This is a genomic window from Nonomuraea sp. bgisy101 (assembly GCF_057708945.1).
This window is the reverse complement of record NZ_JBYITD010000001.1, coordinates 571,277-591,920: the sequence shown is the minus strand read 5'-3', so window position 1 is coordinate 591,920 and position 20,644 is coordinate 571,277. Positions and strand designations below refer to the sequence as shown.

The 20,644-nt window shown below is 70.1% G+C and carries 18 protein-coding genes; 7 read left to right on the top strand and 11 right to left on the bottom strand.

Annotation, left to right across the window (positions count from 1 at the left end):
• The first annotated feature begins 224 nt into the window (after nucleotides 1-224).
• From AC3EO4_RS02730 to AC3EO4_RS02715, 4 genes are all read left to right on the top strand, one after another.
• Nucleotides 225-1,310 (top strand): nitronate monooxygenase, encoded by a 1,086-nt coding sequence (locus AC3EO4_RS02730; RefSeq protein WP_431893444.1) that lies wholly within the window; start codon nucleotides 225-227, stop codon nucleotides 1,308-1,310.
• Nucleotides 1,311-1,468: 158 nt separating this feature from the next.
• Complete coding sequence (locus AC3EO4_RS02725) at nucleotides 1,469-2,044, top strand: DUF4126 domain-containing protein (protein ID WP_431893442.1); 576 nt, start codon at nucleotides 1,469-1,471, stop codon at nucleotides 2,042-2,044.
• Nucleotides 2,045-2,268: 224 nt separating this feature from the next.
• A complete protein-coding gene (locus AC3EO4_RS02720) occupies nucleotides 2,269-2,829 on the top strand; it encodes a hypothetical protein (RefSeq protein ID WP_431893439.1) in 561 nt (186 codons plus the stop codon).
• Nucleotides 2,830-2,886: 57 nt separating this feature from the next.
• A complete protein-coding gene (locus tag AC3EO4_RS02715) occupies nucleotides 2,887-3,462 on the top strand; it encodes a Uma2 family endonuclease (RefSeq protein ID WP_379579058.1) in 576 nt (191 codons plus the stop codon).
• Here AC3EO4_RS02715 and AC3EO4_RS02710 read toward each other — a convergent pair.
• The gene (locus AC3EO4_RS02710) at nucleotides 3,443-4,012 is read right to left on the bottom strand and encodes a hypothetical protein (RefSeq protein WP_379579060.1); all 570 of its coding nucleotides are present in this window, start codon (nucleotides 4,010-4,012) and stop codon (nucleotides 3,443-3,445) included. The genes AC3EO4_RS02715 and AC3EO4_RS02710 overlap by 20 nt on opposite strands.
• A 257-nt stretch (nucleotides 4,013-4,269) precedes the next feature.
• Between AC3EO4_RS02710 and AC3EO4_RS02705 the strand changes: the two genes are divergently transcribed.
• Nucleotides 4,270-5,115, top strand: coding sequence for a serine protein kinase RIO (locus tag AC3EO4_RS02705; RefSeq protein ID WP_379579062.1), 846 nt, complete (start codon nucleotides 4,270-4,272; stop codon nucleotides 5,113-5,115).
• Between the two features lie 320 nt (nucleotides 5,116-5,435).
• Here the strand turns inward: AC3EO4_RS02705 and AC3EO4_RS02700 are convergent, their stop codons facing one another.
• The 9 genes from AC3EO4_RS02700 to AC3EO4_RS02660 form a co-directional block, all read right to left on the bottom strand.
• A complete protein-coding gene (locus AC3EO4_RS02700) occupies nucleotides 5,436-7,055 on the bottom strand; it encodes an amylo-alpha-1,6-glucosidase (protein WP_431893436.1) in 1,620 nt (539 codons plus the stop codon).
• A complete protein-coding gene (locus AC3EO4_RS02695) occupies nucleotides 7,055-7,876 on the bottom strand; it encodes a carbohydrate ABC transporter permease (protein WP_379579066.1) in 822 nt (273 codons plus the stop codon). The genes AC3EO4_RS02700 and AC3EO4_RS02695 overlap by 1 nt, the downstream gene beginning before the upstream one ends.
• A 10-nt stretch (nucleotides 7,877-7,886) precedes the next feature.
• Nucleotides 7,887-8,813, bottom strand: a complete 927-nt coding sequence (locus AC3EO4_RS02690) for a carbohydrate ABC transporter permease (RefSeq protein ID WP_379579068.1) — start codon at nucleotides 8,811-8,813, stop codon at nucleotides 7,887-7,889.
• 2 nt (nucleotides 8,814-8,815) lie between these two features.
• Entirely contained in the window at nucleotides 8,816-10,102 is a 1,287-nt protein-coding gene (locus tag AC3EO4_RS02685) for an ABC transporter substrate-binding protein (RefSeq protein ID WP_379579070.1), read from the bottom strand.
• A gap of 85 nt (nucleotides 10,103-10,187) precedes the next feature.
• Nucleotides 10,188-10,949 (bottom strand): SDR family NAD(P)-dependent oxidoreductase, encoded by a 762-nt coding sequence (locus AC3EO4_RS02680; RefSeq protein ID WP_431893432.1) that lies wholly within the window; start codon nucleotides 10,947-10,949, stop codon nucleotides 10,188-10,190.
• The gene (locus AC3EO4_RS02675) at nucleotides 10,946-12,397 is read right to left on the bottom strand and encodes an ATP-NAD kinase family protein (RefSeq protein WP_431893430.1); all 1,452 of its coding nucleotides are present in this window, start codon (nucleotides 12,395-12,397) and stop codon (nucleotides 10,946-10,948) included. Before AC3EO4_RS02675 ends, AC3EO4_RS02680 begins: the two co-directional genes overlap by 4 nt.
• Nucleotides 12,394-13,935, bottom strand: a complete 1,542-nt coding sequence (gcvPB, locus tag AC3EO4_RS02670) for an aminomethyl-transferring glycine dehydrogenase subunit GcvPB (RefSeq protein WP_431893428.1) — start codon at nucleotides 13,933-13,935, stop codon at nucleotides 12,394-12,396. Before gcvPB ends, AC3EO4_RS02675 begins: the two co-directional genes overlap by 4 nt.
• Nucleotides 13,932-15,257 carry an aminomethyl-transferring glycine dehydrogenase subunit GcvPA gene (gcvPA, locus tag AC3EO4_RS02665; protein ID WP_431893425.1) on the bottom strand — a complete coding sequence of 442 codons (1,326 nt, stop codon included), beginning with the start codon at nucleotides 15,255-15,257 and terminating at the stop codon, nucleotides 13,932-13,934. The genes gcvPB and gcvPA overlap by 4 nt, the downstream gene beginning before the upstream one ends.
• Nucleotides 15,254-17,221 (bottom strand): beta-galactosidase, encoded by a 1,968-nt coding sequence (locus AC3EO4_RS02660; RefSeq protein ID WP_431893424.1) that lies wholly within the window; start codon nucleotides 17,219-17,221, stop codon nucleotides 15,254-15,256. The genes gcvPA and AC3EO4_RS02660 overlap by 4 nt, the downstream gene beginning before the upstream one ends.
• A 108-nt stretch (nucleotides 17,222-17,329) precedes the next feature.
• Between AC3EO4_RS02660 and AC3EO4_RS02655 the strand changes: the two genes are divergently transcribed.
• On the top strand, nucleotides 17,330-17,974 hold the full coding sequence (locus AC3EO4_RS02655) for a GntR family transcriptional regulator (protein ID WP_379579082.1): 645 nt from the start codon (nucleotides 17,330-17,332) through the stop codon (nucleotides 17,972-17,974).
• A 148-nt stretch (nucleotides 17,975-18,122) separates the two neighbouring features.
• Nucleotides 18,123-18,407 (top strand): hypothetical protein, encoded by a 285-nt coding sequence (locus tag AC3EO4_RS02650; protein ID WP_379579084.1) that lies wholly within the window; start codon nucleotides 18,123-18,125, stop codon nucleotides 18,405-18,407.
• 99 nt (nucleotides 18,408-18,506) lie between these two features.
• On the opposite strand, the gene uvrB is transcribed toward AC3EO4_RS02650, so the two are convergent.
• Nucleotides 18,507-20,615: an excinuclease ABC subunit UvrB gene (gene uvrB / locus AC3EO4_RS02645; protein ID WP_431893420.1), complete on the bottom strand. Its 2,109-nt coding sequence runs from the start codon at nucleotides 20,613-20,615 to the stop codon at nucleotides 18,507-18,509.
• Nucleotides 20,616-20,644: the final 29 nt, after the last annotated feature.

The window sequence follows — 20,644 nt, the reverse complement described above, 5'->3', positions numbered from 1 at the left end:
CTCCCCGGCCACCTGCTGAACCGCCGCCCCAGGCCCGGCCGACACCAGGAGCTCGACTGACGCCCCCGGCCCAACCGACGCCCCCGGGACCGGTGCCCCGGGCTCGCCCGGCTCCGCAGGTCTTCGCGTTCCGCGGGCGGAGGGGCGCTCGCCTTCCGGATTCGGTCCTTCTCCGAGCCGTGGGGCCCATGGCGAGGGCGGCTCCCAGGGGTTAGCGTCACGTCATGCGGACCGCGATCTGTGAACGCCTCGGCGTCGAGTTCCCCCTGTTCGCCTTCAGCCACTGCCGCGACGTGGTCGCCGCGGTCACCAACGCCGGCGGGTTCGGCGTCCTCGGCGCCGTCGCCTACAGCGCCGAGCAGCTCGACACCGAGCTGAGCTGGATCGACGCCCAGGTGGGCGGCCGTCCCTACGGGGTGGACGTGCTCGTCCCCGGCAAGACGGAAGGGCCGCGCTCGACCATCCCCTCCGAGCACCTGGCCTTCACCACCGGCCTTCTCCAGCGGTACGGCGTGCCGTACGCGGGCACGCTGGGCGAGCTCGGCGAGCGCGTCACCGCGAGGGGCGCGACCGAGCTGATCGAGGTGGCGCTCAAGCACCGCGTCGGCCTGATCGCCAGTGCTCTCGGGCCGCCTCCACCGCAGATGGTGACGATGGCGCGGGAGGCGGGCGTGCCCGTCGCCGCGCTAGTGGGCACGGTGGAGCACGCGCGCAGGCAGGTGGCGGCGGGCGCCGACCTCATCGTCGCGCAGGGCACGGAGGCCGGAGGGCACACCGGCGAGATCGCCACGATGGTGCTGGTGCCGCAGGTCGTGGACGCCGTTCATCCGACGCCCGTGCTGGCGGCGGGCGGCATCGCGTCGGGACGGCAGATGGCGGCGGCCATGGCGCTGGGCGCGCAGGGAGTGTGGTGCGGGTCGGTGTGGCTGACCACGGAGGAGGCGGAGACGCCGCAGTCGGTGAAGCGGAAGATGCTGGCCGCCTCGTCGCTCGACACCGTCAGGTCCCGCTCGCGTACGGGCAAGCCCGCCCGCCAGCTCGCCTCGGCCTGGACGGCGGCCTGGGACTCGGGCGAGGACAGTCCCGGTCCGCTGGGGATGCCGTCGCAGATGCTGCTGGCGGAGTCGGCGATGGCGTACGTGGTGCGGGCGGCCGAGCGGGGGGAGGCCGGGGCGGCGGAGTTGGCGAACTACTTCGTCGGGCAGGTGGTGGGCCAGCTCGACCAGGTGAAGCCGGCGCGCAGGGTGGTGCACGAGATGATGGAGGAGTTCGCCGAGACGATCGAGCGCCTGTCCCGCATCACGGAGTGACGTCCTGGGGCGGAGGATCACGGTCCGGGGAAGATCCGGCGTCGAGTGCGACGTCACGGCGAGCGCCGACGTCCTGCCGGCGTTAGCGTGAAGGACAGAGGGTCACCCGGTGACCGCGGCCGGCTTCGGGGTGCCTGCCGTACAGGATGGGAACAACGATGCTCGCAGCACTGACCGGCCTCGGCCTCAGCACCGCCGCCGGACTGAACGCCTACATCCCGCTCCTCGTCGTCGGGGTGCTGGCCAACTTCAGCGATGCCGTCAAGCTTCCCGACGGCTACGCGTGGCTGTCGAACTGGTGGGTGCTGGCGATCATCGCGGTGCTCCTGCTCGCCGAGTTCGTGCTGGACAAGGTGCCGGTCGTCGACAGCGTCAACGACGCCATCCAGACCGCGGTACGGCCCGCCTCCGGCGGCGTGGTCTTCAGCGCCACGGCCGCCGCCGCCGAGTTCGACCGGTCCACCTGGATGGCGGAGCACCCGTGGGCCGGATGGCTGATCGGCATCGTGACCGCGCTGTTCGTGCACGTGCTGAAGTCCACGGCCAGGCCGGTCGTCAACGCCACCACGGGAGGGCTGGGCGCTCCCGTGGCCAGTACGGTGGAGGACGCGGGCTCGCTGGGCGTGAGCCTGATCGCGATCTTCCTGCCGGTGCTGGTGCTGATCCTTCTGGCCGGAATGGCGGTGTTCGGGTGGTGGCTGGTCAGGAAGGTTCGCAGTCCGTCTAGGGAGTGATGTGTCCTCCCTCCGGAGACCGACTCCGCGGGGCGGCCCGCTCCTCTAGCCTTCGAGCAGACGCGTGCGGGCGCCCTGTGGCCCCCGCCCCGGCGCCCGCACGTCCGTCGACCGTTCACGACGGAACGCGTCCGGTCGCGAGGGATCAACTATCCTCTCAGGTAAAGGCCGGACGGGAGGTCCCTCCAATCAGCACATTCCTTCTGATCCTGCTCGCGATATTCGTGATCTTCCTTGCGCTCGCGGGCGTGGCCGTCTACGCCCTGGTCAAGGTGGGCAAGCGAGCCAGCAGATCGGCCCGCCAGGCCACCGCGCGCCTGGCCACCCACGTCAACGCCATGGGCACGGGCGACGCCGCCGAGGTCGAGCGGCTCCGCCTCGACCTGCGCCGCGAGGTCTCCATGACCAGGCAGGCGATCGACGCCGCGATGCAGCAGGGTTGGGGGCTCGGCGACCTGCCGCAGCTGATGGGCGAGCTGTCCCGCCAGGCCGACGTGCACGACACCCAGCTCGGGATGTACGCCCAGCAGCGCCGCGCGTCACCCTATGTCGACCATGTCACGCTCAACCGGCTCCGTGAGCACCAGGCGAAGCTGACCGCCATGTGCGCCAGGATCAGGGCCGACCTGCTCGACAGCCAGGTCCACCACGCCGCCACCGGCATCGACGAGCTGCACGCCCGCACCGAGCTGGAGATCGAGTCGCGCCGCAGGACCGTCGACCCACTGGACGAGATCGACGAGCTCTACAACAAGACCATGCAGGAGCGCCGCGACCAGACCTGACGGTCACCGTCCGTGTCACAATGGATCCGTCGCGTGATCCCCCTGAGGAGGTACCCGATGACCACCGCACTTCCCGAGTGGTTCTGGCCGGGTCCTCCTGGCGGATGGACCGCCGACATGCTCGATCGCCTCCCCCCCGACGCGCCCAAGCACGTCGAGCTGATCGATGGGTCCCTCGTCATGATGTCGCCGCAGACCTATTTTCATATGCTGATGCTCCGGCATCTCGAGCAACGGCTCACGCCCCCGCCTGACCTGGTCGTCGTGCGGGAGATGACCGTCACCCTTGGTCTTCGCCAACGCCCTGAGCCTGACATCCTCCTGGTCAACGAGACGGCCGTCGCGTCCAAGGTCACATCGTTCAAACCTGACGACGTTCATTTGGTGATCGAGGTCGTTTCGGATGAGTCCAAAGACCGCGACCGGACCACCAAGCCGATCAAGTACTCCAGCGCAGGCATCAAGCACTTCTGGCGCATCGAGCAGGAAGACGGGGCTCCTGTCGTCTATACCTTCGAGCTCGAACCCGCGATGATGGCCTATGTTCCCACCGGCATCCATCGTCGCAGGCTGCGTACCAACATCGGCTTCGACGTCGACATCGACCTGGACCTCAAGGAGGCCAGGGGCTGAAGTCCCATCCGGTGTAGTCGGGGACGCGGGCCGCGGCGAGCTCCTCGTAGGTGGCGCCCTTGTTGATGCGGGCGCGGACCGCCTGGGCCTGCGGCGTCGTGGGCATCTGACCGCCCAGCACCAGGGGGAGACCGATCTGCCAGCTCAGCAGCGCCATCGGTGAGTGCCGGTGCCCGTTGCGCAGGACGGCGATGCCGACCCTGATCGCGTGCTCGTTACGCGACATCACGCCCGGCCTGTCCACCTCGCGGGCGGCGTAGCGGAAGCCCTCGTCGAGGTCGCAGGGCCCGCAGCCGCTCGGGCCCCTGCCCCGACTGTTGCCGCACTCCGTGCAGGTCAGGCGTTCGTAGGCGGCGTCGACGACCCGCCAGTCGTAACCCTTGATCTCGTCGACGATCATCTCGGCGAGGGCGGGGTCGTCGTCGAGTCCGTGCTCGGCGAGGAACGCCTGATAGCCGTTCTCAACGACGCTGTCGGCCAGCGCCAGGCATCGGCGGCACTCCGGCGCACCGCCGTACGGCCAGCGCCCGCACTCCGCGCATCGCTCCATGCACGCGATCGTAGGCGACGGAAAACCCGTTGCGCGGCTGGTTTTCTCCCCGGCATACTCGGCGAGGCCTCGATCAACGAGGTTCCGATCAAGGGTCCGGGCGACGACGGCTCGGACGACGAGGCTTCGGCCGGGAGGAGGGTGAGACCGTGACGACGACTGTTCGCGTGCCGTTTTCCGCGTACCCATTCCTTCCCACCGCTCAGCAGCCGACCTGATCGCGCGCCGGTGGGCATCCCGTTCAGGAGAACACCACCGTGCCGAAGAAGCACCGCCTCGACGCCGACGACCTCGAGTGGCTCGACAGCAACCCCGTAGACCTCGACGGCCCGCCCGCCGGTGACCGCTGGTCCACCTGGGACCTCAGTACCCCGACCGAGCGTGGCCCTCGACCGCATCCCGCATGGCTGGTCACCGAGCTGGCCGCCGTCGACACCGAGCTCGGCATCCTCAAGACCGGCAAGGAGGCCGACGTCCATCTGATCTCGCGCGGCGTTCCCGACACCGACAGGGTGTGCCTGCTGGCCGCCAAGCGCTACCGCTCCACCGACCATCGGCTCTTCCACCGCGACGCGGGCTACCTGGAGGGCCGCCGGATGCGCGACTCGCGAGCGAGCAGGGCCATGGCCTCGCGGACCGCGTTCGGCAAGCAGGTGATCGCGGGCCAGTGGGCTCAGGCGGAGTTCACGGCGCTGGTGCGGCTGTGGGGGCTGGGCCTGCCCGTGCCGTACCCCGTGCAGATCGTCGGCACCGAGATCCTGCAGGAGTTCGTCGGCTCACCCGACGGGTACGCCGCGCCCCGCCTGGCGACCGTCGACGAAGGGCTCGACGATCTATGGGAGCAACTGGTGGCGGCGATGGTGACGCTCGCCCGCGCCGGATTGGCGCATGGCGACCTGTCGCCGTACAACCTTCTCGTGCACGAGGGGCGGCTGGTGGTCATCGACCTGCCGCAGATCGTAGACGTGATCTCGCATCCGACGGGGCTCGACTTCCTCGATCGTGACGCGCGCAACGTGGCCACCTGGTTCGCGCACAAGGGCCTGCCCGTCTCGGGCGACGACCTTTCCGATCTCCTCCGCGCCGAAGCCGGTCTCACCTGACCTCGAGATCGCTCCCGTCGCTCTGCCTCGCCCGGCCCTCCGGGGCGTCTCTCCCGGAGACGGGCCCCGGAGCCGACCGGGCGCGCCTCCCCACAAGGTCGCGTCCCGAACCCGACCCCGCCCCTCCGGAGCGTCTCTCCCCGAGATCGCGCCCCGGGGCCGACCGGGGCGCGCCTCCCCTCAAGGTCGTGCCCCGGGGGCGGTCGGCGGGCGCGGGTCGTGGCGAGTGCCGGGGCCCGGCGTCCCCGGTTCGGGGCGGCGGGGTGGGACCTGCCGGCGGCTCGATCACCTCCGCCGCGGCGTCCCACCGTTGCCGACGCTCACGACGCCTGGCCGCCCTGGTCCTCCTGGGCCAGGTCGAGGAAGAGCGCCGACGACCAGCCGAACCCGGTGGTCGCCCGGTCCGCCCTGCGGCCCGTCAACGGGTTCCAGTACTCGTAGAGGCCGCCGCCGTCACGGACCATCGCCAGCGTGCGTTCCCGCAGCTCACGAGCCGTATCCGCGTGCCCGGACCGGCGCAAACCGTCGATCAGCAGGTAGTTGACGTTCAGCCAGACCGGGCCACGCCACATGGCGTCGGGGTCGAACCTGGGGTCGTCGAACGCGACGGTGGGCACGGGACGCTCGCTCCAGAAGCTCGGCGAGCGCAGGTCCTCCACGAGCCGGGCGGCGATCGCGGCGGGCAGCCGTCCGGTCAGGAGCGGCATGAACTCCAGCGGGGTGCGCACGTCCACCTCGTGTCCCCCGACCCTGGTCACGAAGCGGGTGCCGGTCCAGCGGCGCGCCACCATGAGGTCGACCAGGGCCTGGGCTCTGGCCCGCCACTCGGCGGGGTCGCGGCCGAGGGCGGCGGCGATGTCGCCGAGCCGGTCGTACTGCAAGGCCAGATAGGAGTTGAGGTCGGGGGGCTCGGCGCGCGGACCGTGATCCCAGATGGGGCTGTCGTCCAGGCCGGAGGAGTAGGGGTGGAGGTATTCGGCCAGGCCGTCCCCGTCGGGGTCCGAACGGGCGAACCACCACTCCTGCGAGCGGACCAGCGGCTCGTAGACCTCGGCCAGGAAGTCCAGGTCGGGGTCCACTTCGTGGATCTTCCACACGGCCCAGGCGGTGAGCGGCGGCTTGGTGACCGGCACCACCTCCCGAAGGGGCTCCCCTCCCACGTGCTGGGCCAGCCGGGCCAGGTCGGAGCGGGGCAGGTCGGTGGTCTCCGTGAGCACCCCGTGGTCGTGCACGACGTCGGGGATCAGGCCGTCCGGGGTCTGGTGGTCGAGCAGGATGCGGATCTGCTCCCTTGCCAGTGCCGGGTCGGCGTGCCTGAGCGCGATGGCGTGGAAGTAGGAGTCCCAGTTCCACAGGCCGACGTAGCCGTACTTGGAGGGGACCAGCGACTCCCTGCCCCGGATCGGCACCAGGTTCACCGCGAGCGTCCACCACGCCTGCTCCGCGCGTTCGCGCAGGGTCTCGGGCACGGACGGCATGGCGGCGAACCAGTCGCGCCAGCGCGTGGCGGCCGCCGCGAGCACCGCGGGCCCGCCACCGGGCAGAGCGCCGCCACCGGGCGGAGTGCCGTCGGTGAGCGAGGAGCCCCCGTCGGGCGCGGCGCCGTCGCCGGGCGCGGGGCCGACCAGCGTGAGGCAGCCGTCGATGGCGGCCTGTCCGCCGTCCCACGCCGCCCGGGCGTCCTTGCCGGTCAGGACGAGCGTGTCGGGACCGGCGAAGGCCATCGCCACGCCGCCCTCGAAGTCGATCCGGTCGGGCAGCGCCTGCCGTACCGGCAGTTCCCGGTCTCCCGCGAAGACCCGCAGTCCCGTCAGGACGGTCGTGTCGCGCAGGCGGGTCTCGTAGAGGGCCCTGGCGATCCAGAGGGAGCCGTCGTCGGCCGCCATCACCAGCAACCGCGAGCCCCGGTCGGTGAACGGGCGTTCTTTCAGGTCCAGCATCAGCGCCCACCCAGTCCAGAGGCCGCCATCGAGTTGATGATCTTTCGTTGGCCGATCAGGAAGGCGATCAGGGTGGGCACCACCGCGATCGCCGAGGCCGCGAGGATGAGCCCGTAGTCGATCGCGGAGCGCTGCCCGGAGAACTGGCTCAGCAGCAGCGGCACGGTGGCCAGCTCCGGCGAGTTCAGGAAGATCAGCGGGAAGAAGAACGAGTTCCATGAGGCCAGGAAGGCGATGATGCCGAGCGCGCCCAGGCCGGGGCGGATGTTCGGCAGCACGACGTTCCAGAAGCACCGCCAGCGACCCGCGCCGTCGATCCTGGCCGCCTCCTCCAGCTCCACAGGGACGGACCTGATGAACTGGCGGAGCAGGAACACCGCGAACGGGTTCGCGATGGACGGCACGATCAGCGACAGGTGCGAGTCGATCCACCCGAACTTCGCCAGCATCAGGTACAGCGGCACGATCGTCACCTGCGTCGGCACCATCTGGGTGGCCAGGAACACCACGAACAGCACACCCGAGCCCCTGAACCTGATCCGCGCGAAGGCGTAGGCGGCCATGGCCGAGGTCAGCAGGGTGAGGGTGACGTTGACCGCGGCGATGTAGAAGCTGTTCCAGTACGCGGTGCCGAACGGCATCGCCGCGAGCGCGTCGGGATAGTTCGCCCAGCGCCACGGGTCGGGCAGCCAGTCGAGCGGGTTGTTCAGCATCTGCCGTACGCCCTTGAACGACGTCAGCAGCATCCAGACGAACGGGAACAGCATCGCCAGCCCGCCGATGCCGAGTGCGGCGTGCAGGGCTATCTGCCGGGATCGCATCCGGGCCCCCTCACGTGTCGTAGTGGACGAGGCGCTTCTGCGCGGCGAACTGGACGAGGGTCACGAGCAGCGTCAGGACCAGCAGGATCAGCGCCGCGGCGCTGCTCATGCCGAACTGGAAGTCCTTGAAGCCGAGCTCGTAGACCTGGTAGACGATCGTGCGCGCGCCCTCGTTGTGCTCCGGGTTGACCAGCACGTAGATCTGGTCGAACGCCTGGAAGGAGCTGATCACCGCGACCACCGTCGAGAAGAAGATCGTGGGTGAGAGCAGCGGCAGCGTGACCGAGCGGAAGATGCGCAGGCCGCCGGCGCCGTCCATCCGGGCGGCCTCGACGACCTGCGGCGGGATGGTCTGCAACCCGGCCAGGAAGATCACCACGTTGAGGCCGAGCGACGACCAGATCGTCACGATGGCGATGGCCACGATCACCCAGCCTGGATCACCGAGCCAGTCCGGCGCGGTGATGCCGAACCACTGCTCCAGCGAGGTGTTGAGCACGCCGTACTCGTCGCCGGCCAGGATGATCTGCCACATCAGGGCGACGGCGACCGAGCTGGTGACCACCGGCATGAAGTACAGCACGCGGTAGAAGCCGCTGCCCTTGACGCTGTTGAGCGCGACCGCGATGAGCAGCGCCAAGGCGAGCCCGAACGGCACGGTCAGCAGGGCGAGCTTGACCGTGTTCCACACGGCCAGCCCGAACTCCGGATCGGAGAGCTGGGCGGCGAAGTTGTCCAGGCCCGCCCACTCCTTCTGGCCGAGCCCGTCCCACCGCATGAAGGCCAGCACCACGGCGAACCCGAGCGGGAAGATCAGGAACACGGCCAGCAAAGCGAGCTGGGGCCCGAGGAAGAACGCCGCCCACCACCCGTCCCTGTTCCTGATGGTCTTCGCCCGGCGGCCCGCCCGCGGGCGGGCCTCGGTGAGGATGGCCACGGCTAGCCCAGCTTGCTCTCGACGAGCTTCTGGAGCTCGGTCATGCCCTGGTCGAAGCCGACCTTGCCGTTCCACACCTTCATCAGGTGCTCGTTGATGTCGGCGGTCAGGCCGGGCACGGAGACCTCCTCCGGGTAGTTCGCGAAGCCGGTGTCGCGCACGTCGACGAAGGTCTGGGCGTGGGCGGGGTAGTTGTCCTCGAGGACGACCTGCTCGGCGCCCTTGATGGACGGTACGGCGCCGCCGCCCTTGAGACGGAGGAGCTGACCGTCCTTACCGACGAACTCGGTGAGGAACGTGAACGCCTCCTTGGCCAGCTTGGTGTCCTTGTTGATCGCCAGGTAGGAGGCGGCCACCGCGCCGGGCATCGGCTCGCCGGTCTGCGACGGGAACGGCACGATGTCGTAGTTGTCCAGCTCGCCGCCCTTCTTCAGCGAGTCGATCACCCAGCGGCCGCCCGCGTAGAAGCCGACCTTGTGCTTGAGGAACTGGGTGCTGGGCCCGTTGCTGTCGGGCAGCGTGTCGGCGCTGAGGAAGGTCTTGTCCTGGTAGCCCTTGGCGAGCGTCTGGAGCGCCTCGCGGGACTTGGCGTCCGTGGTGGCGACGAACTTGCCGCCGTCCCACACCTTGCCGCCGAAGCCGTTGATCACGGAGTACGTCGAGCCGTACCAGTTCCAGAAGATCGATCCGGCCTTGCCCGCCGCCTTGAGCTTGGCGTTCATGTCCAGATATTTCGCCATAGTCCACTGCTTGGCTTCGTGGAGGGCGGCCGGGTCCTCGGTGATCCCGGCGTCCTTCAGCGCCTTCTTGTCGAACCAGAGGACCTCGGGGTTGGTGTCGTTGGGGACCCCGTAGATCTTGCCGTCACGTTTGGCGCCGCCGTACACGCCCTCGAAGAAGTCCTCCGGCTTGCTCTTGGAGTCCGGTCCTGACAGCTTGTCGTCGAGCGGGGTGAGCACTCCGGCGGAGACGAACTTGCCGATGTTGTCGTCGCCCACGAAGAACACGTCGGGCGCCGTCTTGCTGGTGAGCTGGGCGAGCAGCTTGGGGTGGTAGTCCTCGTAGCTCGCGACCGACTCCAGCTTGAGCCGGATGTTCGGGTGCCGCTTCTGGAAGTCGTCGGTGAACTTCTGGTAGAGCTTCACGTCCTCGGCCGATCCCCAGGTCGACCAGCGGACGGTGACCTGGCCTTGGCCGTTGCTCGTGCCGGGAACGTTCCCGCCGCCACTGCCGCTGCACGCGGTGGTGGCGACGGCGAGGACGCCCAGGATGGCTAGCGCACGCTTCATGGTGGCTCCTTCAGGCTTGTTCAGGGGGTGTCGAGGCGAGTGGGGAAAGGCGCGGTGATGCCGCGCCCTGGCGGGGCCCCGGGTGTCAGGCGAGGCCGCCGCCGTCGACGACGAGGGCCGATCCGGTGATGTAGCTGGCGGCGTCGCTCGCCAGGAAGAGCACGGCCTGGGCGATCTCGTCGGGGGTGCCCGAGCGGCCCATCGGCCGGTCGGCGGCGTCGGACTGGAAGGCCGCCCAGTCCTCCCCGAGCTGGCGGGCCTCGTCGCGCAGCATCGGCGTGTCGGTGTCGCCGGGGTTGACGGAGTTGACCCGGACGCCGGCCCGGGCGTGGTCGATGGCCAGGGCCCTGGTCATGTTGACCACCGCGGCCTTGGAGGCGCAGTAGGAGATGGCGTTCCCGCCGCCCTTGAGGCCCCATCCGGAGCCCGTGTTGACGACGGAGCCGCCCTCGGTCATGGCGGGAATGGCGTACTTGCACATGAGGAAGACAGACCGGACGTTGACCGCCATGACCCGGTCCCACTCGTCGACGTCCAGATCCAGGGCCGTCGTACGGCGGATGATGCCCGCGTTGTTGAACAGGACGTGCAGCCCGCCGAACGTGTCGACGGCGGTCTGGACGATCCGCCGGCAGTCCTCGGGGTCGGACACGTCGGCCCGTACCGCGACAGCGGGGGTGCCGCCGACCTCGGTGGCGATCTGCCCGGCCGTCGCCTCGGCGCCGGGACCGTCGATGTCGGCGACCACCACCTTGGCGCCTTCGCGGGCGAAGACCAGCGCGGTGGCCCGCCCGATGCCCGAGGCACCGCCCGTGACGATCGCGACCTTGCCCTCGAGCGTGTTCATCCGTGGAACTCCTCACTTGCCGTACAGATCTGATAAATCGTGCTCTCGCGGTATCCGGTGATCACCTGGACGTGCCCGCTGAGCCTCCTGTCGAGGTCCTCGTCGCCGCTGTCGGCCAGCAGCGGCCGGCCCCGCAGCGCGGCCAGCTTCTGCGACGTGGCCAGCACGAGCAGGCGCGGGCCCGCTGCGTCCCCGTACCCGATGACCGCGTCGAGCACCCGGGGGGACACCTGCTGGTTCCCCCGGCCGAGGACGAACCCCTGCCCGCCGATCACCGACAGCACGACGACCGCCTCACCGCCGGTCACGAGGGCGAACAGCGCCGCCTCCGAGACGTCTCCGGCGACCAGCACGCCTCCGTCGCCGACCTCGACCACGTCCACCCCGAGCAGCGTGGTCGCGAGCCCGAGTTCGCGGCCGACCGCCTGCGTGGTGGCGCCGGGACCCAGGACGTAGCGGACGCCCGGCCGCATGCGAGCCACGACCTCCCTGGCGATGCCCTCGACGCCGGCGGGGACGACCGCGGAGGACCCGGCCTTCCGTCCCGACAGGGCGGCCCTGGCGGCGGGCACGCGCAGGCTACCGTAGAGGCGGGGGCTGACCAGCCCCTGCCGGTAGCGCTCCTCGTCGAGGTCCACCACCTCGGCCTCCACCGTGCCCGCCGCCCTCGGGCCTCGCCCCTGTCCGGAGGCGTGGTCCGCGGCGGACTGTCGCCGCAGGCCGGAGACGTGCTCCGCGGCGAGGAACCCCGCCGCGGCCGGGCTGAGGCCGAAGCACCCCGAGTAGACCTTCACCCCTGCGGGGATCCCCAGCACGGGCGGCGCCTGGTCGCCGAGCGTGCGGACCGCGTCGAGCACGTCCCGCGCGGTTCCGTCACCTCCCGCGAACAGCAGCAGGTCGACATCGGCGAGCGCGATGACGGCCCGCCGCGTGTCCTGCGCCGAGGTCTCACCGCCCGATCCCGCAGCCGCCGCGCCGGCCAGACCCGCAGGGCCCGCCGGATCCGCCGAATCTGCCGGATCTGCCGGATCTGCCTGATCTGCCTGATCTGCAGGGTACGCCGGATCTACCAGGTCCGCCCGATCCGCAGGGTCCGCCGCACCGTGGCCTTCCGCCGTACCGCGTGGCGCGGGATCAGGCGAGGGCCGTTCCAGGGTGAAGGGAGCGCCCGCGGCGCGGGCGCTGTGCTCGCCCATCGAGCCTGGCACCGTGACCACGCGCGTGCCGGGCCGGCGGGCGAGGAGCGCGCGGACGGCGCGCGCCGCCCGCTCCCCCGCCCGCGGCGTGGCACCCCGCGCCAGGGCCTCGCGCTGCACGTGCGCGCCGTCGCTGCCCTTGAGGCCCGCCGCCCCGCCCAGCCCGGCCACCGGGTTGACGACCAGCCCGACCACCACCTCGCGGTCGGGGAACGAGGCGGGGGTGCGGGGGGCGGCGACGTCGGAGGTCATGACAGGTGCTTGCGGACGTAGGCGCGCCAGGTGGGCGCCCACTCCTTGGGATCGTCGAGCGACGTCATGTCGATCTTGTGCACGCTCTGGTTGTAGGGCGCCCCCTTGACGAACTCGGGATCCGTGCGCGCCTCGGAGGCCACGTGGGCCAGGATGGCGGCGTACTCGTCCAGGTCCTCCTTCGAGTACGACTCCGTGGGCTCCAGCGTGAAAGGCTCCGGCACCACGTAAGGGTGGTGGCTGGTCCAGTAGTGCACGCCGAAGTCGGCCGCCCGGACGCCGATCTCCTCCGAGTGCACCCCGGTCTCCTCCGAGAGCTCCTGCCAGGAGTAACGCACCTGCTCGATGCGCCGCTTGTCCCACGGCGCCGACGCGCCGGGGATCTGCAGGATCTTGTGCATCAGGTAGTTGTTGTTGAGCACGGCCGTCTCGGCCACCTGCCGCAGTCCCTCGGCGCCCATGGCCATGATCCAGGCGTAGGCGCGGACGATGTTGGGGGTCACGCCGAGGAACGGACGGACCTTGCCGATCGAGCGGGGCGGGGTCTCCAGTCCGTAGGAGGAGCCGTCGAAGGTGACGACCGGGCCCGGCAGGAACGGCTCCAGCTCCGCGGAGACGCCGCACGCGCCCGCCGCGGGGCCGCCGCAGGCGTGCGGGGTGGAGAACGTCTTGTGCAGGTTGAAGTGGCACAGGTCGAATCCGGCGTCCCTGGCCCTGGTGATGCCGAGGATGCCGTTGGCGTTGGCCTGGTCGTAGCAGGCCAGGCCGCCTACCGAGTGCACCAGCTCGACGAACTCCCTGATGCGGGGGTTGAAGATGCCGGTGTCCTCCGGGTTGGTGATCATCAGGGCGGCGGTACGGGGGCCGACGGCCGCGCGCAGCGCCTCGATGTCCGGGTAGCCGTCGGCGTCCGGCATCAGCGTGATCACTTCGTAGCCGGCTGTCTTGGCACAGGCGGCGTTCGACGGGTGGGAGAACATCGTGGTGATGACCTGGTCGCGGTGGCCCTCGCCGTTGGCGGCGTGGTAGGCGCGGATCATCGCGATGTTCGCGTAGATGGCGGCCGACCCGGATCCGGGCTGGAGGGAGACCCTGGACATGCCGGAGATCTCCGCCAGCATCCGTTCGAGCCGCCAGTAGATCTCCAGCACGCCCTGCACGGTGTCCTCGTGCTGGAGCGGATGCAGCTCGGCGATCGCGGCGGCGAACCGGTCGTTGACCTTGGGGCTGTACTTCATCGTGCAGGTGCCCTGGCCGACGTCGATGTTGAGGTCGACGCCGAGGTTCTCCTGCGACAGGCGCAGGTAGTGCCTCAGCACATGCAGCTGCGACATCTCGGGCAGCCTCGGCGGTTCGGCGCGGCGGACGGTCTCGGGCAGCTCCACGCCCGGGGCGCCGGGCTGCGGCACGGCCATGCCGCGGCGGCCGGGGGCCGACAGTTCGAAGATGATCGGCTCGTCCCAGCGGGCCTGGTGGAAGCGGCGCAGTGGCGGCTTCGGCGCGACTGGGAGCTCGGCGAAGGACTCCGCGGTGTTCACAGCACCTCCTGGACGGCTGCGGCGAGGCGGTCGATGTCGGCGATGGAGTGGCGTTCGGTCACGCAGACCAGCACCGTGCGGTCGTCGAGGGGGACACCGCCGTAGATGCCGCGGGCGCGCAGCCCGTCGAGCAGGGCCGTGCTGGAGGGCACCTCGATGGCGAACTCGCGGAAGTGGATCGCGTCCTTGTGCAGCACGGTGACCGACCCTGCGAGGGCGTCCATGGCGTAGCGGGTGCGGGCCAGGATGGTCTCGCCCAGCTCCCGCATGCCCTGCGGCCCCATGAGCGCCAGGTAGACACCGGCCGTGATGCCCCAGAGGGCGGCGGCGGTGCCGACCCATTCCTTGCCCTCCTCGCGCAGGGCGAAGGAGGTGCGGTCGTAGAAGACGTCGCCGAAGCCGTACTCGCCGGGCACCGTGGTGGGCGCGATGCCGAACAGCCGGGAGGGGAACTCGGCGACGAGCGGCTCGTGGTCCTGCGTGGCGATGTATCCGGCGTGGCCGCCGCCGTAGCTCTGGTGCATGCCGAGCGACTGGATGTCACCGCAGGCGATGTCGGCGCCGTAGGAGGCGGGCGGGGCGAGGACGCCCAGCGAGATGGGATCGGCGCCGACCACGAGCAGCGCTCCGTGGGCGTGGGCGAGCTCGGCGAACTCCCTTCCGCGCGTCTCGACCACACCGTAGACGTTGGGTGTCTCCAGGTAGATCGCCGCGTAGGAGTCGTCGAACGCGGAGACGGAGATCTCACCGCTCTCCCCCACAGGGGCGAGGGCGATCTCGATGTCAGGGCTGAGGAAGTCGCGTAGCTTGCTCAGCTTGTCGTCGCTGACGGCCCCGCTGACGAGCACCTTCGAGCGCCGGGTGTAGCGGCACGCCATGCGCAGGGCCGTACCGGCCGCCTGGAAGCCGTCGTAGGTGGGGACGTTGACCACGTCCATCTCGAGCAGCTCGCCCATCATGCTCACGTACTCGAACAGCGCCTGGAACCGTCCGTGGTCCTCGTACGGCTCGCCGGCGTAGGCCGTCAGGAACTCGCTCCTGGAGTTCACCTCGTCGCAGACGGCCGGCACGTGGTGGGGGTAGCAGCCGTGCCCGAGGAAGCTCAGCGCCTCCTCTGTGTCGGTGACGCGGTCGAACAGGCCCTTCATGTGGCGCACGAGGTCGCGCTCGGCCGTGAAGGGCTCCGGGAGGTCGAGTGGCCGGGCCAGGCGCAGGTCCGCCGGGATGTCGGCGTAGAACTCCTCGACGCTCGAGGCGCCGATGGCGGCGAGCATCTCGGCCCGCACGCCGGGTTCGGCGTTCGGGATGTACGGGTGCGTCACGTGTCTCCTTCGATCCTGAGCACGACGGCGTCGCGCGGGGCGAGGCTGATGACGCCTCGCAGGTCGGTGTCGGTGAGCAGGTCCCTGCCGGGATGCGGGAGGGCGACCTGCTGCGGGGTGCCGGTGTGGTTGAGCAGGAAGAGGTGGTTCTCCCGCCTGGTGGCCTCCACGCCCGGGGGGACGTCGATCGCCGGGACCGCGTGGAGCACGCGGTCGAGGACGGGCGTGACGTCGTCGAGGAGGCAGCTGACGTAGGTGGCGTTGCCGTTGCGGGTGATGGCGGGCAGGCCGTCCAGGTCGCCGCCCTCGTAACGGGCGAGCACCTCCACGGCGTCGCCGACCACGCGTGGCCATTCCACCCACGTCCTGGCGAGGCCGGCGTCGCCGCCGTCGTGCCTGACCCGCTGGGTGCTCCCGTCGGGCAGCGGCCAGAACTCGTCGATCGCGACGCCGAGCAGATCGCGCAGCGGCCCGGGGGCGCCGCCGTCGTGGACCTGGTCCGACTCGTCGACCACGCCGCTGAACGGGCCGACGACCAGCTCGCCCGTGACGGACGCCAGCGACTTGGCCTGCTCGGCCGTACACAGGTAGAGGTTGGGCGCGATCACCACGCGGTAGGCCGACAGGTCACGGTCCGGCGGCGCCAGGTCGACGGAGATCCCGCGGGCGTGCAGCGGCGCGTACCAGGCCAGCAGCAGGTCCTTGAGCTTGAGCCGGTTGGACGGCATCGACTCCGGCGCCTCCAGACCCCACCAGCTGTCCCAGTCCAGGACGAGCGCCACCTCGGCGCGCGTGCCGGTGCCGGCGACCTCGGCCAGCCGCCGGAGGTCCGCGCCGACCCGCAGCGTGTCCTGCCAGCCACGCGTCTCGGTGCCGCCGTGCGGGAGCAGGGCCGAGTGGAACTTCTCGGGACCGTACTTGGCCTGGCGCCACTGGAAGAACATCACCCCGTCGGCGCCGTGGGCCACCGCTTGGAGGCTGTGCAGGCGCATCATGCCGGGCGGCTTGGGCACGTTGACCTCGCGCCACGACACCGCCGAGGGCGCCGACTCCAGCAGCAGCCAGGGCCGCTGCTTGAGCGAGCGCATGAGGTCGTAGCTCAGGGCGACCGCCACGTGCGACTCGGGGTCGGCAGGGTCCGGGTAGGCGTCGTCGCTCACCAGGTCCTCGGCCGCCGCCCATGACCAGTAGTCGAGTCCGTGCAGGATGCTCATGAAGTTCGTGGTGACCGGTACTGCCGGCGTCACCTGGCGCAGCGCGTCCCGCTCGGCGGTGAACAGCTCCAGCAGGGCATCGCTGCAGAAGCGGCGCCAGTCGAGGAGTTGGGCCGGGTTCACCGGGCCTGGCGCCTTGCGGGGCGGCTCGATCTGCTCGAACCCCGTGTAGTGCTGGCCCCAGCAGGAGGTGCCCCAGGCGGTGTTCAGCGCGCCGACCGTGCCGTAGCGGGTCTGGAGCCAGGCGCGGAAGTGCCGTGCGGACTCGGGGCAGAAGCATTCGAGCGTGTGGTCGGCGTACTCGTTGCCCACATGCCACATCGCCAGCGCCGGGTGCTCGGCGTACCGGGTGGCGATCGCCGTCGCGAGGCGCACGGCGTGCTCGCGGAAGATCGGCGAGCTGGGGCAGTAGCCCTGCCGGGACCCGAACTCCAGCCGCACACCCTGGGCGTCGACCGGCATGACCTCCGGGTGCCGGCGAACCAGCCAAGGCGGCGGGGTGGCGGTCGCGGTGGCGAGGTCGGCGGACACGCCGTGCTCGTGGAGCAGGTCGAGGACGCGATCCAGCCACCCGAAGTCGTACGCGCCGGGCGCGGGTTCCAGCCGGGACCAGGAGAAGACCGCGACGGTGGCCATGGTGACCCCGGCCTCGGCCATGAGCCGGACGTCCTCGGCCCAGACCTCCTCCGGCCACTGCTCGGGGTTGTAGTCACCGCCGAACAGCAGCCCCGGCACTCGGGTCAGGCGCACTAATCGCTCCTTTCAAGCTGTCCCAAATCTGTATTCAGAATTCATAGTGTAGTATTTTGCACTACGTCAAGCGCTAAGCAGATCAGGGCCGAAGACCGAAGGAGCCTCATGCCGATCGAGCGGCGACCGCTACGCGAGCAGATCAGGGAAGAGCTGCTGAGCAGGCTCGATCGAGGTGATTTCGCCGCGGGGACGGACATCAACGAGGTCGCGCTGGCGACCGATCTCGGCGTCAGCCGCACTCCCCTGCGCGAGGCGTTGATCACCCTGGCGGGCGAGGGAGTGCTGGAAAGCAACCAGGGCCGGGGGTTTCGGTTCGCGCCGGTGAGCCGGAAAGAGTTCAGGGAGCTGTGCGAGATCGTCGCCGCCCTGGAGTCGCTCGCGCTCGAACGCTCCGACCCCGCCTACCTCCGCGAGATCGCGCCCGAACTGCTCAGGCTGGCCCGCGACTTCCCCGACCGGATCGCCGAGCAGCAGGTGATAGAACGGCACGACGACGAGTGGCACGACCTGCTGCTGAGCGGCTGCCGCAACGAGCGCCTGCTGGACCTCATCACCAGCGTCAAGGCCGGGATGCGCCGCTACGCCCACCTGCTCGCGGGCGACGAGACACCCCTGGAGCGCGAGGCGGCGGAACACTGCCGCGTGGCCGAACTCCTCATCGCCGGGGACCTGGCTCAGGCGGCCGAGGCACTGCGCGGCAACTGGATCAACGGCATGGAACGGATGATGTCGCACATCCCCGCCTCCTGACGGCCCGGCCCGGCCTCGACCCGGTCCGCACGACCGCCGGGCCGTGACGCCTTAGGACGGCCTTAACGTCGCCATGACACCGCCCTATGACCGTGGGCCGCATTCTCGGTGATGTCAGCACGAACGAGACATCCGAAGGAATGCTTCCATGCGTAAGATCATTGCCGCTTCAGCCCTGGCCCTGACGCTCACCGCCGCCGCCATGGCGGGAACCATGTTCGCCGGGGCCGCGGGCGCCGACGTCATCCCAGGGCACCACGGCTACGTCGTCACCAGCCCTGGCGGGGCGCAGGTCCACTCGTGTCCGAGCAAGTCCTGCCCGGTGGTCGACTCGATCCCCACCGGCGGCTGGACCGGCGGCTGGGCCAGCGGCGAGTGGCTGAGCCTCGACACCGGCGGCTGGGCCTCGACCGCCCAGCTCACCCAGGCCTGACGACCGGCTCATCCAGCCTGACGAAGGACGCCGCAGGCCCGCCACGCACCTCTCCTGGAGGTGGGTGGCGGGCCCGCGGCCGTTCGCCGAGGGGGCGGTCTACTTCACGCCGGCCTCGCGCATGTCACGCAGCTCGCGCTTCAGCTCCTTGATCTCGTCGCGCAGCCGCGCCGCAACCTCGAACTGCAGGTCGGCCGCCGACTGGTGCATCTGCTCGGTGAGCGACTCGATGAGCGTCTCCATCTGCGCGCGCGGCATCTCGCCCGCGATGGCCTTGGCGTGCTGTCCCGCCGCCTTCGCCGCGAACCCCGGCACGGGCGCCTTGCCGCGGGACTGCTGCCGGCCGCTGCCCATCAGCTGCTCGGTGTCGGCGTCCTCGCGCTGCAGCGAGTCGAGGATGTCGGCGATCTTCTTGCGGAGCGGCTGCGGGTCGATGCCGTTGGCCTCGTTGTAGGCAACCTGCTTGGCCCGGCGCCGGGAGGTCTCCTCGATCGCCCGCTCCATCGACGGGGTGATCTTGTCGGCGTACATGTGGACCTGGCCCGACACGTTTCGCGCCGCACGGCCGATCGTCTGGATCAGCGAGGTCTCCGAGCGCAGGAAGCCCTCCTTGTCGGCGTCGAGGATGGCCACCAGCGACACCTCGGGGAGGTCGAGGCCCTCACGCAGCAGGTTGATGCCGACGAGCACGTCGAACTCGCCCATCCGCAGCTCGCGCAGCAGCTCGATCCGGCGCAGCGTGTCGACCTCGCTGTGCAGGTAGCGCACCCTGATGCCGAGCTCGAGGAGGTAGTCGGTGAGGTCCTCGGACATCTTCTTCGTCAGCGTGGTGACCAGGACACGCTCGTCCCTGTCGGCGCGCTCGCGGATCTCGTGGACCAGGTCGTCGATCTGGCCCTTGGTCGGCTTGACGACCACCTCGGGGTCGACGAGCCCCGTGGGACGGATGACCTGCTCGACGACCTCGCCCTTGACCCTGCCCAGCTCGTAGGAGCCGGGGGTGGCCGACAGGTAGACGGTCTGGCCGATCCGCTCCAGGAACTCCTCCCACTTCAGCGGCCTGTTGTCGAGCGCGGACGGCAGGCGGAAGCCGTGGTCGACGAGGGTGCGCTTGCGGGAGGCGTCGCCTTCGTACATCGCGCCGATCTGCGGGACCGTCTGGTGGGACTCGTCGAGGACCAGCAGGAAGTCTTCGGGGAAGTAGTCGAGCAGCGTGTTGGGCGCGCTGCCCGCCTCGCGGCCGTCCATGTGACGCGAGTAGTTCTCGATGCCGGCGCAGGTGCCGACCTGGCGCATCATCTCGATGTCGTAGGTGGTGCGCATCCGCAGCCGCTGCGCCTCCAGCAGCTTGCCCTGCCGCTCGAGCTCGGACAGCCGCTCGGCCAGCTCGGCCTCGATGCCGTCGACGGCCTTGGCCATCCGCTCCTCGCCCGCCACGTAGTGGGAGGCGGGGAAGATGTAGAGCTCCTGGTCCTCGGTGATGACGTCGCCGGTCAGCGGGTGCATCGTGGACAGCTTCTCGATCTCGTCGCCGAACATCTCGATGCGGACGGCCAGCTCTTCGTACTTCGGGATGATCTCGATCGTGTCGCCGCGCACCCTGAAGGTGCCGCGGGTGAAGGCCAGGTCGTTGCGGGTGTACTGCATGTCGACCAGGCGGCGCAGCAACTGGTCGCGGTCGACCTCCATGCCGACGCGGAGCCTGGTCATGCGGTCGACGTACTCCTGGGGGGTGCCCAGGCCGTAGATGCACGAGACCGAGGCGACCACGATCGTGTCGCGCCTGGTCAGCAACGAGTTGGTCGCCGAGTGGCGCAGTCGCTCGACCTCGTCGTTGATCGAGGAGTCCTTCTCGATATAGGTGTCGCTCTGCGGCACGTAGGCCTCAGGCTGGTAATAGTCGTAGTAGGAGACGAAGTACTCGACCGCGTTGTTGGGCAGCATCTCGCGCAACTCGTTGGCGAACTGCGCGGCGAGCGTCTTGTTGGGCTGCATGACGAGCGTGGGCCGCTGCAGCCGCTCGATCAGCCAGGCCACCGAGGCCGTCTTGCCCGTGCCGGTGGCGCCGAGCAGGACGTTGTCCTTCTCCCCTGCCCGCACCCTGCGCTCCAGCTCGGCGATCGCCGTGGGCTGGTCGCCGGAGGGGGTCATCTCGGTGACGACCTCGAAGGGCGCCACCCTGCGCTGCAAATCTGTTACCGGCCGCATGTCATTCACTGTAGGTGGTGGCACCGACA